The following is a 13,665-nucleotide window of genomic DNA, read 5'->3' on the forward strand; positions in this document are numbered from 1 at the left end:
CCTTTGTACCCACAAACACAATGAGGAATGCGTATGTCTGGCAATCGTGGTGTGGTTTATCTCGGCCCGGGCAAGGTCGAAGTACAGAACATCCCCTATCCGAAGATGCAGGACCCGCAGGGCAAGCAGATCGACCACGGGGTGATCCTGCGCGTGGTTTCCACCAACATCTGCGGCTCCGACCAGCACATGGTCCGTGGCCGTACCACCGCGCCGGAAGGCCTGGTGCTGGGCCACGAGATCACCGGCGAGGTGGTGGAAATCGGTCGCGGCGTGGAAACCATGAAGATCGGCGACCTGGTCTCGGTGCCGTTCAACGTCGCCTGCGGCCACTGCCGCACCTGCAAGGAACAGCACACCGGCGTCTGCCTGACGGTCAACCCGGCCCGTGCCGGCGGCGCCTACGGCTACGTCGACATGGGCGGCTGGGTCGGTGGCCAGGCCGAGTATGTGATGGTCCCGTACGCCGACTTCAACCTGCTGCGCCTGCCCAACCGCGACGCGGCGATGGAGAAGATCCGCGACCTGACCTGCCTCTCCGACATCCTCCCCACCGGCTACCACGGTGCGGTGACGGCCGGCGTCGGTCCGGGCAGCACCGTCTATATCGCCGGTGCCGGTCCGGTCGGCCTTGCCGCCGCCGCTTCGGCCCGCCTGCTGGGCGCCGCCGTGGTGATCGTCGGTGACGTCAACCCGACCCGCCTGGCTCACGCCAAGGCGCAGGGCTTCGAGATCGCCGACCTGTCCAAGGACACCCCGCTGCACGAGCAGATCGCCGATCTGCTGGGCGAGCCGGAAGTGGACTGCGCGGTCGATGCGGTGGGCTTCGAGGCCCGTGGCCACGGTCATTCGGGCTCGCAGCACGAGGCTCCGGCCACCGTGCTGAACTCGCTGATGGGCGTGGTGCGGGTCGCCGGCAAGATCGGCATTCCGGGCCTGTACGTCACCGAGGACCCGGGCGCGGTGGACGCGGCGGCCAAGCAGGGCTCGCTGAGCATCCGCTTCGGCCTGGGCTGGGCCAAGTCGCACAGCTTCCACACCGGCCAGACCCCGGTGATGAAGTACAACCGCCAGCTGATGCAGGCGATCATGTGGGACCGCATCAAGATCGCCGACGTCGTCGGGGTGGAAGTCATCACCCTGGACGACGCGCCCAAGGGCTATGGCGAGTTCGATGCCGGCGTGCCGAAGAAATTCGTCATCGACCCGCACAACCTGTTCCGCGCCGCCTGACGGCGCACTTGAACCCCCGGCCGCGGCTCCACTTCCGCGGCCGTCTCTCCAGGGAGCCGCAAGGCTCCCTTTTTTTGTCCGCGCGGCCGGGGCGTGTAGGAGCGAGGGGGACGCCTAGTTCTTGCTCGCGAACCCGCCCAGCACCGGCACAACCGGGAAATCCGTTCGCGAGCAAGCTCGCTCCTACAGAAGATCCGTCACGGCTTGGCGCGGGAAGGATACGTAGGATGGGTGGAGCGCAGCGATACCCATGCTGTCGGTGAGCCGGACCGATGGGTATCGCTGCGCTCCACACCATCCTGCAAATACGATCAGGGCTTGGGCGCGGGGCAGTTGAAGTCGCCTTCCTGGCAATCGGAGAGGGTCTGCAATTCCTTGATGCGGTTATCCGTCATGGCCTTCAGGCAATTGCTGTAGGCCATCGGGTAGCCCGAGCCACCCTCGACGCTGGAGGTCTCGAACTGGCAGCTGAGGTCGCGGTAGGTCAACCAGGCCTTCTGCGCGGCGGTCAGGGCCTTCTTCTGCCCGGCATCCAGGCGCTGGCGATACTGCCCGTAGAGGTCGTTGAGACGTTTGTCGCTGGCCTTGTAGGCGGCACCGGTACAGGCGTTGATCTCGCCCTGGGTCTGGGCGTCGGCGCAGTCGTCGGCGTGAGCGAGGGAGGAGAAGGCCAGCAGGCCGAGGGGAAGGAGCAGCAACTTCATGGGGACGCTATCCGTTGTTTTGGATGGAGTCCCCACTCTAGCCGCTCTGGCAGGGTAACGGCGGATAACGCTTGGGGCGTTATGCGCCCTACGAGAATCCGCGACCTGAACGTAGGGCGAATAACCGCTAGCGGTTATCCGCCGCCACGTCGCGGCACTCATCCCAGCAGCTTCGCCGCCATCCGCTGCAGCGCCTGGCGCTGGAAGGCGCGGAAGTCCGCGTCGGGCTGCTGGCCTTCGAGCATCGGCAGGAAGGGATCGACCACCTCGGTGCGCACGCCGGCCATTTCCTCGATCACCGCGTGGCCGCAGAACGGCACATAGGCTTCCGCGTAGCCGCCTTCGTGCACCACCACCAGCTTGCCGTCGCACAGGCGCTCGGCGGCATTGCGGACGGCGGCGGTCATGAAGCGGAAGGTCTCGCTGTGGGCGAGCATGCGTGCCAGCGGGTCCACACCGTTGGCGTCGAAGCCGCTGGCGACCACGATCAGCTCCGGCTGGAAGCGCTCCAGCGCCGGCACGATGATCGTCTCCATGGCAACGCGGTAGGCATCGTCACCGCTGCCCGGATAGAGCGGCACGTTGAGGTTGTAGCCCTTGCCCGCGCCCTCGCCGATGTCGTCCACCGCACCGGTGCCGGTGGGGTAGCAGTCGGCCTGGTGGATCGACAGGGTCAGCACGTCGTCGCGGCCGTAGAAGATCGCCTCGGTGCCGTTGCCGTGGTGCACGTCCCAGTCGAGCACCGCCACGCGCTTGATGCCGTGGCGCGCCTTGGCCGTCTCCACCGCCACGGCGATGTTGGCCAGGTAGCAGAAGCCCATGCCGCGATCCGGCAGGCAGTGGTGACCCGGCGGGCGGGACAGCGCGTAGGCGTTGTCCAACTCGCCGCGCAGTACCGCGTCGACCGCGGCGATGGTCAGGCCGGCAGACTGCCGGGCAATGTCGTAGGTGCCATGGCTGACCATGGATTCCTCGCCCATGTCGCCGTGGCCGGCTTCGCTGCAGGCCTTGAAGCGTTCCAGGTAGCTCGCCGGATGCACCCGCAGCAGGTCTTCCTCGCTGGCCAGGGGCGCGCTGGACAGGTGCAGCTGGCTGCTCAGGCCGGAAACATCCATCAGGCTTTTCAGTCGGCGCTTGCTCTCCGGCGATTCGGCATGGCCGCCGCCCACCGGCGGCTGCAGCCAGCCACCGACAGGAAGGATCAGCGCATGCAACCCGGTTGCGTGCCAGAAGCAGCGTTCGTCGAAGAAGAACCCGGTACGACGGCTCATGCGCGGGCCGCCTTCAGGGCACGCTGGCGCTTGCGGCTGAACAGCCAGTAGACCGGCGAGACCACCCCCAGGCCGACCACCCAGGAGATGTCCGCGCCGTTCATGGCCTGCGCGGCGGCGCCGGTGTAGAGCGCGGTGGACATGAACGGCACCTGCACCAGGATGCCGAGGATGTAGCAGTTCACCGCGGTCCAGTTGAAGGTGCCGTAGATGCCGCCGTCACGACGGAAGAACGACAGCACGTCGTACTCACCGTGGGCAACCAGGTAATAGTCGACCAGGTTGATCGCGCTCCAGGGCACCAGCACGTAGAGCAGCAGCAGGATGAAGTTGGTGTAGTTGGCCATGAAGTTGTCCTGGCCCAGCAGGGCGATGGCCAGCGAGCCGCCGAACAGCGCCAGGGCGATCACCGCGCGCCAGCCGGCCTTGGCCGACCAGGCCGGGATCAGCGTCTGGCCGACGGTGATGGCCGAGAGCGTGCCGCAGTACAGGTTCATCGAGTTGGTGGCGGCGATGCCGATGGAAAACACCGCGACCATGATGGCGCTGAAGCCGCCGGTCATCTCGATCAGGCCGGCGATGACATCGCCCTCGCCCACCGACAGGCCGACCAGCACGCCCAGCAGCATCGGCAGGATCGAACCCAGGCAGCAGCCCCAGTAGCTGGACCAGAACGCGGTGCGCGCGCCGGTGCCCTGCGGCATGTAGCGCGAGTAGTCGGAGACGTAGGGCGCGTAGGCCAATTGCCACAGCGCGGCGATGGACAGCGCGCCGAGGAAGCCGGGGATGTTGTTCTCATTGCGCTCAAGCAGGTCCGCCGGCAGGCCGTGGACGAACACCAGCCAGACGAAGCTGATCAGCAGCACTGCGCCGGACAGCCAGGACATCACGCGGGTGTAGCCATGGATCAGGCGGTAGCCGAACACCGTGGCGATCACGCTGATCGCGCCCACCAGCAGGATGCCGGTGTTGGTGCCGATCACCTCGAAGCGTGCGTGCAGCGCCTGGCCGCCGAGCACCAGGTTGGAGGCGAAGAAGCCCAGGTACATGATCACCACCAGGGCGACCACCAGCAAGGAGCCGAAGGAGCCGAACTGGCCGCGGGTCTGCACCATCTGCGGCACGCCCAGCTGCGGGCCCTGGGCCGAATGCAGGGCCATGAACACGCCACCCACCAGGTTGCCGAGTACCAGCGCCAGCACGGCGGCGAAGAACGGCAGCTTGAACACGGTGACCGCCAGGGCGCCGGTGACCACGGTCAGCAGCATGATGTTGCTGCCGAACCAGATGGTGAAGAGGTCGCGGGCGCGGCCGTGTCGTTCATGTGCGGCGATGGGCTGGATGGTGCTCAGCTCCAGCGTCGTCGCCTGGTTTTGCGTCGTTGTCATTGTGTTTCTCACGCGTCGTTGGCAAGGCAGGCCCGGCGCGAACGCCGGGCGTGGATCAGGAAAGGATCAGCGGGCGGCCCAGGCGTTGAAGCGCTGTTCGAGCTCTTCGCCGTGGTCGACCCAGAAGGCCGCGTCCACCGAGCGGGCGCCTTCGAGGTTGGCCGGCGCGGTGGGCAGCGCGTCGCGCACGTCCGCCGGCAGCAGGTCCAGCGTGCCCTTGTGCACCGGGCCGTAGGGGATGTTCTCGGAGAAGGTCTTCTGGGTTTGCGGCTGGCTGGCGAAGGCGATGAACTTCTCGGCCAGCGCCTTGTTCGGCGTGCCCTTCACCACGGCCCAGTATTCCGGGTCATACAGGCTGCCCGGCCAGACGATGCCCAGCTTCACGCCTTCCTTCTGCGCGGCGGCGATGCGGCCGTTGTAGGCGGCGCTCATCACCACGTCACCGGCGGCCAGCCACTGGGGCGGTTGCGCGCCGGCTTCCCACCACTGGATGTTGCCCTTGAGCTGGTCGAGCTTGGCGAAGGCGCGATCGACGCCCTCTTTCGTGCCGAGCACCTTGTAGAGGTCTTCCTGCTTTACGCCGTCGGCCAGCAGGGCGATTTCCAGAGTGTACTTGGCGCCTTTGCGCAGGCCGCGCTTGCCCGGGAATTGGCTGGTGTTCCAGAAATCCGCCCAGGACTGCGGAGCCTTGGCGACGTTGGCGCCGTTGTAGGCCATGACCATGGACCAGACGTAGGTGGCCACGCCGCACTCGCTGAGGGTGCCGGGGACGAAGTTCTTCTCATCGCCGATGGCTGCCGGGTCGATGCGCTCGAACAGGCCTTCCTCGCAGCCGCGCAGCAGCTCGGGGCTTTCCACTTCGACGACGTCCCAGGTGACCTTGCCGACGTCGACCATGGCTTTCACCTTGGCCATCTCGCCGTTGTATTCGCCGGCGACGATCTTGCCGGCGCCGCTGGCTTCGAAGGGCTTGAAGTAGGCCTGCTCCTGGGCCGCCTTGGTGGCGCCGCCGAAGGAGATGACGGTGATGCTTTGGGACTGCGCGTGAGCACTACCGACAGCGGCAGCAAGGGCACAGGTGATGGAGATGCGCGTGAGCAAGGACACTTTCATGGAACGACTCCCACAGCCGGATTGGCGTTGTTGTGTTGCTGGGCAGTACCCCGGCCAGAAGCCGGGCAAAAAGAGTTCCATCGCGCGGGCGTCTTTGCGCTCGCGGCGTTGTTGTTCGGTATTTCGGCTTTTCGTAGGAGCGAGCTTGCTCGCGAACGGTGCCTCGGGAAGAACCCCTCTCCCTAACCCTCTCCCTGAAGGGAGAGGGGACTGGATCGGCGCCGGCTGAAATTACGGTGTCTGCCGGCACGGACGACTCCCTCTCCCTTCAGGGAGAGGGCGGGGAGAGGGAACTCCGCTAGTGCAGGCGTTCCCCGGAGCTCTGTTCGCGAGCAAGCTCGCTCCTACAAAAGAGCAGAAGCGCGTGCCGTTACAGCACGCCGATTTCCTGGGCCGTGCGGTCGACCGCGCGGCGGGTCTTGTCGACCAGCTCATCGATCTCGGCGCGACCGGCGACCAGTGCCGGGGCCATGATCATGCGGCCGAGGGTGGAGCGGATGATCACGCCCTCCTCGAAGCCGATGGTGCGGCAGCGCCAGGCGATGTCGTTCTCGTTGTCGAAGCGCTTGCGGGTGGCCTTGTCCTGGACGAACTGCAGCGCGGCGACGAAGCCGGCGCCCTGGATGTCGCCCACCAGCGGGTGGTTGCCGAAGACTTCGCGCAGGCACTGCTGCAGGTACGGGCCGGTGTCGTTCTTCACCGCATTCACCCAGCCCTCGTCACGCAGCGCGCGCAGGTTGGCCACCGCCACCGCTGCCGCCACCGGGTGGCCGGAGTAGGTCAGGCCGTGGGCGAACACACCGCCTTCTTCCACCAGCGCCTGGGCGATGCGCTTGCTCAGCACCAGGCCGCCCATGGGGATGTAGCCGCTGGTCAGGCCCTTGGCGATGGACAGGGTATCGGGCTGGAAGCCGAAGTGCTGGTGGGCGAACCACTCGCCGGTACGGCCGAAGCCGCCGATCACTTCGTCGGCGCACAGCAGCACGTCGTACTGGCGGCAGATGCGCTGGATTTCCGGCCAGTAGCTTTCCGGCGGGAAGATCATGCCGCCAGCGCCCTGGAACGGTTCGGCGATGAAGCCGGCAACGTTGTCGGCGCCCAGTTCGAGGATCTTCTCTTCCAGCTGCAGGGCGCAGCGACGGCCGAACTCGGCCGGGGTCAGGTCGCCGCCGGCAGCGAAGAAGTAGGGTTCGTCGATGTGCGCGATGTCCGGGATCAGGCCGCCCATCTCGTGCATGAACTTCATGCCGCCCAGCGCGGTGGCCGCGAGGGTGGAGCCGTGGTAGCCGTTCCAGCGGCCGATCATGATCTTCTTCTGCGGCTTGCCTTCGATCTGCCAGAAGCGGCGCACGGTACGGATCAGCACCTCGTTGGCCTCGGAGCCGGAGTTGGTGTAGATCGCGTGGCTGTAGTGATCGGGCAGCAGGCTGAAGAGGGTCTCGGAGAGCTCGATCACCGCCGGGTGGGTGGTGTGGAAGAACATGTTGTAGTACGGCAGCTCGTCGAGCTGGGCGGTGGCGGCGGCGGTCAGGTCCTTGCGGCCGTAGCCCAGGTTGGTGCACCACAGGCCGGACATGCCGTCGATGTACTTGTTGCCGTCGTTGTCCCAGAGGTGCAGGCCTTCGCCGCGCACCATCACGCGTGGGCCTTCGGCGTTCAGCGCCTTCTGGTCGAGGAAGGCATGGATGTGGTGCGCGGCGTCCGCTTTCTGGTAGTCGCGGGTATCACGTGGCGCGCGGGTCTTGTCGGTCATCGACTTTTCTCCTCTATCCCTCGGCGGTGCTCCGGCAGCCGGCCTGAGGGGTCTTCAGGGGATCGAGGGCGACGGACTTACCTGGGCAGTCTCACCGGCCGTCTCGAACGGTTCGGTTAGGGATTCGCGTGTTGCTCAGGCGCCGGGCTCGACCCGGCGGCCTGTCTTGCATTTAGTCGCGCAGCTGGAACCAGGTGGTCTTGAGCTGCGTGTATTTATCGAAGGAATGCAGCGAGAGATCGCGGCCGAAGCCGGACTGCTTGCCGCCGCCGAACGGAATCGCCGGGTCCAGCGCGTCCACCGTGTTCACCGACACGGTGCCGGCGTTCAGCTTGCGCGCCACGCGGTGGGCGCGGTGCAGGTCGTCGCTCCACAGCGAAGCGGCAAGGCCGTAGATGCTGTCGTTGGCCAGGCGCACGGCCTCTTCTTCGCTGTCGAAGGGGATGACTGCAAGCACCGGGCCGAACACTTCGTCGCGGGCCAGGGACTGCTCCGGGCGCACGCCGGTGAAGATGGTCGGTTCGATGAAGTTGTCCGAACCGTTGAAGCTCAGTTGGCGGCCGCCGCAGGCGAGCTGCGCGCCATCGCCCTGGGCGCGGTCGATGCAGGCCATGATGCCGGCGGTCTGCTTGTTGTCGACGATGGAGCCGGCGCGGCTGGCCGGGTCCAGCGGGTCGCCCGGCGTCCAGTCGCGGGCCTTGGCGATCAGGCGTTCGACGAACTCGTCGTGGATCGAACGCTCCACCAGCAGGCGCGAGTTGGCCGAGCAGACTTCGCCCTGGTTGAAGAAGATGCCGAAGGCGGCTTTTTCAGCGGCCAGGTCGAGGTCGCGGCAGTCGGCGAACACCAGGTTCGGGCTCTTGCCGCCGCATTCCAGCCAGACCTGCTTGAGGTTGGACTGCGCGGAATACTGCATGAAGTACTTGCCGACCTGGGTCGAGCCGGTGAACACCAGGGCATCTACGTCCGGGTGCAGGCCCAGCGCCTTGCCGGCGGCTTCGCCCAGGCCCGGCACGACGTTCAGCACGCCTTCGGGAAGGCCGGCTTCCAGCGCCAGCTCGGCCAGGCGCAGGGCGGAGAGCGGCGACTGTTCGGCGGGCTTGAGCACCACGGAATTGCCGGCGGCCAGCGCGGGCGCCAGCTTCCAGGCGGCCATGTCGAGGGGGAAGTTCCACGGCACCACGGCGCCGATCACGCCCAGCGGCGTGCGGGTGATGGTGGCGAGGGCGTTCTGCGCGGTCGGGGCGACCTGGTCGTAGAGCTTGTCGAGGCTTTCGGCGTACCAGGAGAACACGCCGGCGGCGCCGGGCACGTCGATGTTCCAGGCGTCCATTACCGGCTTGCCCATGTTCAGGGTATCGAGCAGGGCCAGCTCGTCTCGGTGGGCCATCATCAGCTCGGCGAGCTTCTGCAGCACGGCCTTGCGCTCACGCGGCGCCATGCGCGCCCAGGGGCCGGACTCGAAGGCCTGGCGGGCGATGCGCACGGCAGCGTCGATCTCGGCCGCGCCACAGGCGGCGATATTGGCCAGCAGGCGATTGGTCGCCGGGTCGATGGACGCGAAGGTCGCGCCATCCTGCGCGGCCACGCGGCGGCCGCCGATCAGCGCGCTGTCGATGAAGGTCTGCCGGGCAGCACGCTGCCGCCAATCGTTGAGCTCGTACACCAGGGCACTCCTGCTTCGCTCGCCCTCGAGGGACGTTGTTGTTCGAATGTGGATTGGATGGTCGCCCAAGGCCCTGCCAAGGAAAATTATTAAATTTGTCTTCGGGATATATGAAAAAGCTGGGCAGCCACGCACCGGCCCGGCGCATGTCGCGCCATCGCGGTGCACGCCTGCGCACCGCTGCAGGGCCCGTGCTCAGCGGGTCAGCGCACCATACAGCTCGGGGCGACGACATGGCAGGTAGGGGAAAGTCTCGGCCTGACGGGCACGCTGCTCGGGGTCCAGGTCGACGATCAGCAGGCTCTCCGCGGGCCCGGCGGCAGCCAGGCGCTCACCGTCCGGCGCGACGATGCAGGAGCCGCCGAGGAAGGCCAGCCCGTCCTCCACGCCGCAGTGGTTGCAGTAGGCGACGAACAGCTGGTTCTCCACCGCCCGCGCCGGCACTATCACGCGCGGCACCGCGCCGTATTCGGGCGTCAGCGCGGTAGGGATGAGGACCAGCCCGGCGCCGTTCAGCGCGTGGGCGCGCACTGCCTCGGGGTACTCCACGTCGAAGCAGATCAGCAGGCCGATGCGCCAGCCGGCGTAGTCGAACGGCGCTTCCAGCACATCGCCGGCGCTGAACACTTCCCGCTCCATGGCACCGAACAGGTGCGCCTTGCGGTAGTGGCCCAGTGCGCTGCCGGACGGGCCGATGACCTGTGCCGAGTTGTACGGTTTGCCGCCCTGCGGATGCCGCTCGGCGTAACCGTAGGCGATGGCCAGCCCGAAGCGCTGCGCCAGCTCGCCGATGCGTGCGGTCGACGGCCCGTCCGCCGCCTCGGCCAGCTCGTTCATGCGCTGGGGCACGTTGTAGCCGCCCAGCCACAGCTCCGGGCAGAGCAGCAGTTGCGCGCCGGCAGCGGCGGCGGCGCCGGCCTGGCGCTCCAGTTGGACGAGGTTGCCGGCGACATCGCCGGGAAGGCCGCAGGTCTGCCAAAGGGCCATGCGCATGAGTTGTACTCCAGGCTGCGTGTACGGGATTTGCAGGGCGTTTTCACCGATTGCGCTGGAGTATGCCCGCGCCCGGAGGGATGCAGCAGGCGGCCAAGGCCATGAAAAATGTGGTCCCCGGCGAGGAAAATCTTCGCCACGGGCCGCCCCCGCCGGCCGGCCCAACGCGGTATCTTGTATAAAAAAGCAACAACGAGGCGTGCAGTGGCTTCCTATACCTTGCGGCAATTGAAGTATTTCGTGACCACCGTGGAATGCGGCAGCGTGGCCGAGGCGTCGCGCAAGCTGTACATCGCGCAGCCGTCCATTTCCACGGCGATCAAGGGGCTGGAAGAGAGCTTCGGCGTGCAGCTGTTCATCCGCCACCACGCCCAGGGCGTGTCACTCACCCCCAGCGGCGCGCGCTTCTACCGCAAGGCGCAGGAACTGCTGCGCATGGCCCACGAATTCGAGCAGAACGCCCTGGCCGACAACGACGTGGTGGCCGGGCAGATCGACATCGGCTGCTTCGAGACAGTCGCTCCGCTCTACCTGCCGCGCCTGATCTCGGGGTTCCGCGAGCGCTACCCTGGCGTCGAAATCCGCATCAGCGACGGCGAGCAGCAGGAGCTGGTGCAGGGCCTGACCGCCGGCCGCTTCGACCTGGCGCTGCTCTACGAGCACGACCTCGACGCCACCATCGCCACCGACCCGCTGATGCCCGCCCAGCGCCCCTACGCGCTGCTGCCGGAGAACCACCGCTTTGCCAAGCAGGACAAGGTCTCCCTGCGCGACCTGGTGCTGGAGCCGATGATCCTGCTCGACGTGCAGCCCAGCCGCACCTACTTCGTGCGCATCTTCGAGGAACTGGGGCTGAACCCGCACATCGCTTTCAGCTCGCCTTCGATCGAGATGGTGCGCGGCATGGTCGGCCAGGGTTTCGGCTTCTCCCTGCTGGTCACCCGCCCGCATTCGGAATGCACCTACGACGGCAAGAAGGTGGTGACGGTGGATATTGCCGAAGAAGTCAGCACATCAGGCCTGGTCGCCGCCTGGCTCAAGCGCGCCCAGTTGACCAAGCCGGCGCAGCTGTTCGTCGACTTTGCGCGGGAGGAGTTGAGCGGGAAGCACTGAGGCCTGCTCTTCTTTGTAGGAGCGAGCTTGCTCGCGAACCAGCTTCGGCGCGGTGGGGACCCTCTCCCCCGCCCTCTCCCTGAAGGGAGAGGGAGCAGTCCTCTGCAACGGCTCACTTCACAGTCAACCGGCGAGCACTAATGCCTCAGCGCGCTCGGAACAGTCCCCTCTCCCTTCGGAGCGGGGCGCGCAGCCAGGGTTAGGGAGAGGGTCCACGCCCGAGCACCGAACTCCCCTCCCGTCACTCCCCCCACCCCCAACCCGACATCCGGGGTTACAATCCCACCCCCAACCGCAATGCCTCCCCGCCCCATGCTGATCTGGAAAGAGCGCGTGCAGCGCCTCATCACCCTCGTCCTCGGCCTGCTGCAGCGCTACCCGCGCGTCATCGCCCTGTTCGGCTTCTGCTCCGGCGTCTTCAGCTTCATCATGGTGGACCGTCATCGCGCCGGCTTCGCCCGCGCCATGGCCATCGTCATGCTGATCAGCTGGATCTGGTTGATGCTGGAAAACCTGCTGACCAAGCGCTTCAAGAGCCGCTTCGGCTGGGAAGTGCCGCCGGGCCTGCTGCGCTACGGGACCCAGCTGATCCACCAGGAAAGCCTGTTCTTCTGCCTGCCGTTCTTCTTCGTCACCACCACCTGGAACAGCGGCCAGGCCCTGTTCACCGGCGTGCTGACCCTCGCGGGGCTGGCGGCGATCACCGACCCCATCTACTACAAGTGGCTGTCGGTGCGGCGCTGGACCTTCCTGGGCTATCACACCCTGACGCTGTTCGCGGTGCTGCTCACCGCGCTGCCGATCATCCTCCACCTGAGCACCCCGCAGAGCTACCAGGCGGCGCTGGGCATCGCCGTGCTGCTGTCCTTCCCGAGCCTCGCGGTGACGGTGAAGATCCACAAATGGTGGCGCTGGTTTGCCCTCGTCGGCCTGACCCTGTCCATTGGCGCGGTGGGCTGGTTCGCCCGCGCCTGGGTGCCGCCCTCTACCCTGTGGATGACCGAAATGGCGGTGACCGAGAGCTTCGACAACGCCCAGCGCACCCCCGGCGACAGCCTGGAGACGGTCAGCGTCGCGCAGATCAAAGCCCAGGGTCTCTACGCCTACACCGCGATCAACGCACCACGCGGTCTGAACGAGCGCATCTATCACGCCTGGCGCAAGGACGGCCAGGAAGTCGACCGCATTGCCCTGGACATCAAGGGCGGCCGCGAGGCCGGCTACCGCGCCTGGACGCACAAGCAGAACTTCCCCACCGACCCGAGCGGCAAGTGGCAGGTGCAGGTACTCACCGAGGCCGGCCAGGTGATCGGCACGCTGCGCTTCGAGGTCACGCCCTGACCACCCGGTATCCTTGACCCGGCTCGGCGCTTTCCTCTACATAGAGCCTCTCCCGAGAACAAAAAGCGCCGAGAGAGTCATGACCGATACCGCCTTGCACCCGTTCGACCGCGCCGTGGCCCTGCAACCCGTGGCCGGCCAGCCCAACCTCTATGAAGGCCACACCAGCCAGGACTACTGGAACATGGTCGGCCCCTTCGGTGGCGTGACCGCCGCGGTCCTGCTGCAAGGCGCGCTGCGCCATCCGCAGCTGCTCGGCAGCCCGCTGTCGCTGACGGTGAACTACGCCGCCGCCGTCGTGGCCGGCGCCTTCCAGGTCGAAGCCATCCCGGTGCGCACCAACCGCTCCACCCAGCACTGGCTGCTGCAACTGACCCAGGCCGATGAGGCCGGCGAGCAGCAGGTCACTTCCACCGCCACCCTGGTCACCGCGCTGCGCCGCGAGACCTGGAGCCTGACCGACCTGCCTTTCCCCGATATCGCCCCGCCCAGCGACTTTCCGCCGATGAGCCCCGCCGCCAAGGGCGTGGCCTGGCCCAGGCAGTACGAGATGCGCCCGGTTTCCGGCGCCTTTCCGACGAAATGGGACGGCACTAACCAGACCAGCCGCAGCCAGCTCTGGCTGCGCGACGCCCAGGACCGCCCGCTGGACTTCCTGTCCCTGGCGGCGGTGAGCGACATCTTCTATCCGCGCGTCTGGCTGCGCCGCGCCACCCCGGTACCGGCCGGCACCGTGTCGATCACCACCTACTTCCACACCGACGCCGCGCAATTGGCCGAGGTGGGCACCGGCTATGTGCTGGGTGACGCCCGCGCCCAGGAATTCCGCAACGGCTTCTTCGACCAGAGCGCCCAGCTGTGGAGCGAATCCGGCGCGCTGCTGGCGACCAGCAACCAGATCGTTTACTACAAGGAATAAGCCGCTTCGCTCTTCGTAGGATGGCGTGGAGCGAAGCGATACCCATCAATACCTGCAACAACGAGCGATGGGTATCGCAAGCTCCACCCATCCTACGTAGGTGCTCACTCTCGCCCCTTCCCTGGGGCGAATAGAGGCACATGAAAAAGCCCGGCACATGGCCGGGCTTTT

Annotated in this window: 11 protein-coding genes; 4 read left to right on the forward strand and 7 right to left on the reverse strand. The window is 66.8% G+C overall.

Annotated features, from left to right (window positions below):
* The first annotated feature begins 33 nt into the window (after positions 1-33).
* Positions 34-1,233, forward strand: a complete 1,200-nt coding sequence (fdhA, locus tag MJ122_RS13215) for a formaldehyde dehydrogenase, glutathione-independent (RefSeq protein WP_017521542.1) — start codon at positions 34-36, stop codon at positions 1,231-1,233.
* 311 nt (positions 1,234-1,544) lie between these two features.
* Here the strand turns inward: fdhA and MJ122_RS13220 are convergent, their stop codons facing one another.
* The 7 genes from MJ122_RS13220 to MJ122_RS13250 all read right to left on the reverse strand — a co-directional run bounded on the left by MJ122_RS13220 (position 1,545) and on the right by MJ122_RS13250 (position 10,121).
* Positions 1,545-1,937 (reverse strand): lysozyme inhibitor LprI family protein, encoded by a 393-nt coding sequence (locus MJ122_RS13220; protein ID WP_239744481.1) that lies wholly within the window; start codon positions 1,935-1,937, stop codon positions 1,545-1,547.
* Between the two features lie 158 nt (positions 1,938-2,095).
* Complete coding sequence (locus tag MJ122_RS13225) at positions 2,096-3,208, reverse strand: class II histone deacetylase (protein ID WP_239744482.1); 1,113 nt, start codon at positions 3,206-3,208, stop codon at positions 2,096-2,098.
* Complete coding sequence (locus tag MJ122_RS13230; protein WP_239744483.1) at positions 3,205-4,596, reverse strand: cytosine permease; 1,392 nt, start codon at positions 4,594-4,596, stop codon at positions 3,205-3,207. Before MJ122_RS13230 ends, MJ122_RS13225 begins: the two co-directional genes overlap by 4 nt.
* Positions 4,597-4,662: 66 nt before the next feature.
* Positions 4,663-5,709, reverse strand: coding sequence for an extracellular solute-binding protein (locus MJ122_RS13235; protein WP_239744484.1), 1,047 nt, complete (start codon positions 5,707-5,709; stop codon positions 4,663-4,665).
* A gap of 370 nt (positions 5,710-6,079) precedes the next feature.
* Positions 6,080-7,462, reverse strand: coding sequence for an aspartate aminotransferase family protein (locus MJ122_RS13240; RefSeq protein WP_088420818.1), 1,383 nt, complete (start codon positions 7,460-7,462; stop codon positions 6,080-6,082).
* A gap of 172 nt (positions 7,463-7,634) precedes the next feature.
* Positions 7,635-9,128 (reverse strand): aldehyde dehydrogenase, encoded by a 1,494-nt coding sequence (locus tag MJ122_RS13245; protein WP_239744485.1) that lies wholly within the window; start codon positions 9,126-9,128, stop codon positions 7,635-7,637.
* A gap of 195 nt (positions 9,129-9,323) precedes the next feature.
* Positions 9,324-10,121 (reverse strand): carbon-nitrogen hydrolase family protein, encoded by a 798-nt coding sequence (locus tag MJ122_RS13250; protein WP_239744486.1) that lies wholly within the window; start codon positions 10,119-10,121, stop codon positions 9,324-9,326.
* Between the two features lie 204 nt (positions 10,122-10,325).
* Between MJ122_RS13250 and MJ122_RS13255 the strand changes: the two genes are divergently transcribed.
* From MJ122_RS13255 to MJ122_RS13265, 3 genes are all read left to right on the forward strand, one after another.
* On the forward strand, positions 10,326-11,234 hold the full coding sequence (locus tag MJ122_RS13255; RefSeq protein ID WP_088420815.1) for a LysR substrate-binding domain-containing protein: 909 nt from the start codon (positions 10,326-10,328) through the stop codon (positions 11,232-11,234).
* Positions 11,235-11,546: 312 nt separating this feature from the next.
* Complete coding sequence (locus tag MJ122_RS13260) at positions 11,547-12,575, forward strand: DUF5924 family protein (RefSeq protein WP_239744487.1); 1,029 nt, start codon at positions 11,547-11,549, stop codon at positions 12,573-12,575.
* Between the two features lie 79 nt (positions 12,576-12,654).
* On the forward strand, positions 12,655-13,494 hold the full coding sequence (locus tag MJ122_RS13265) for a thioesterase family protein (RefSeq protein ID WP_239744488.1): 840 nt from the start codon (positions 12,655-12,657) through the stop codon (positions 13,492-13,494).
* Positions 13,495-13,665 lie beyond the last annotated feature (171 nt).

It is taken from the genome of Pseudomonas sp. DP-17, assembly GCF_022380625.1.
Lineage (GTDB): Bacteria > Pseudomonadota > Gammaproteobacteria > Pseudomonadales > Pseudomonadaceae > Pseudomonas > Pseudomonas nitroreducens_A.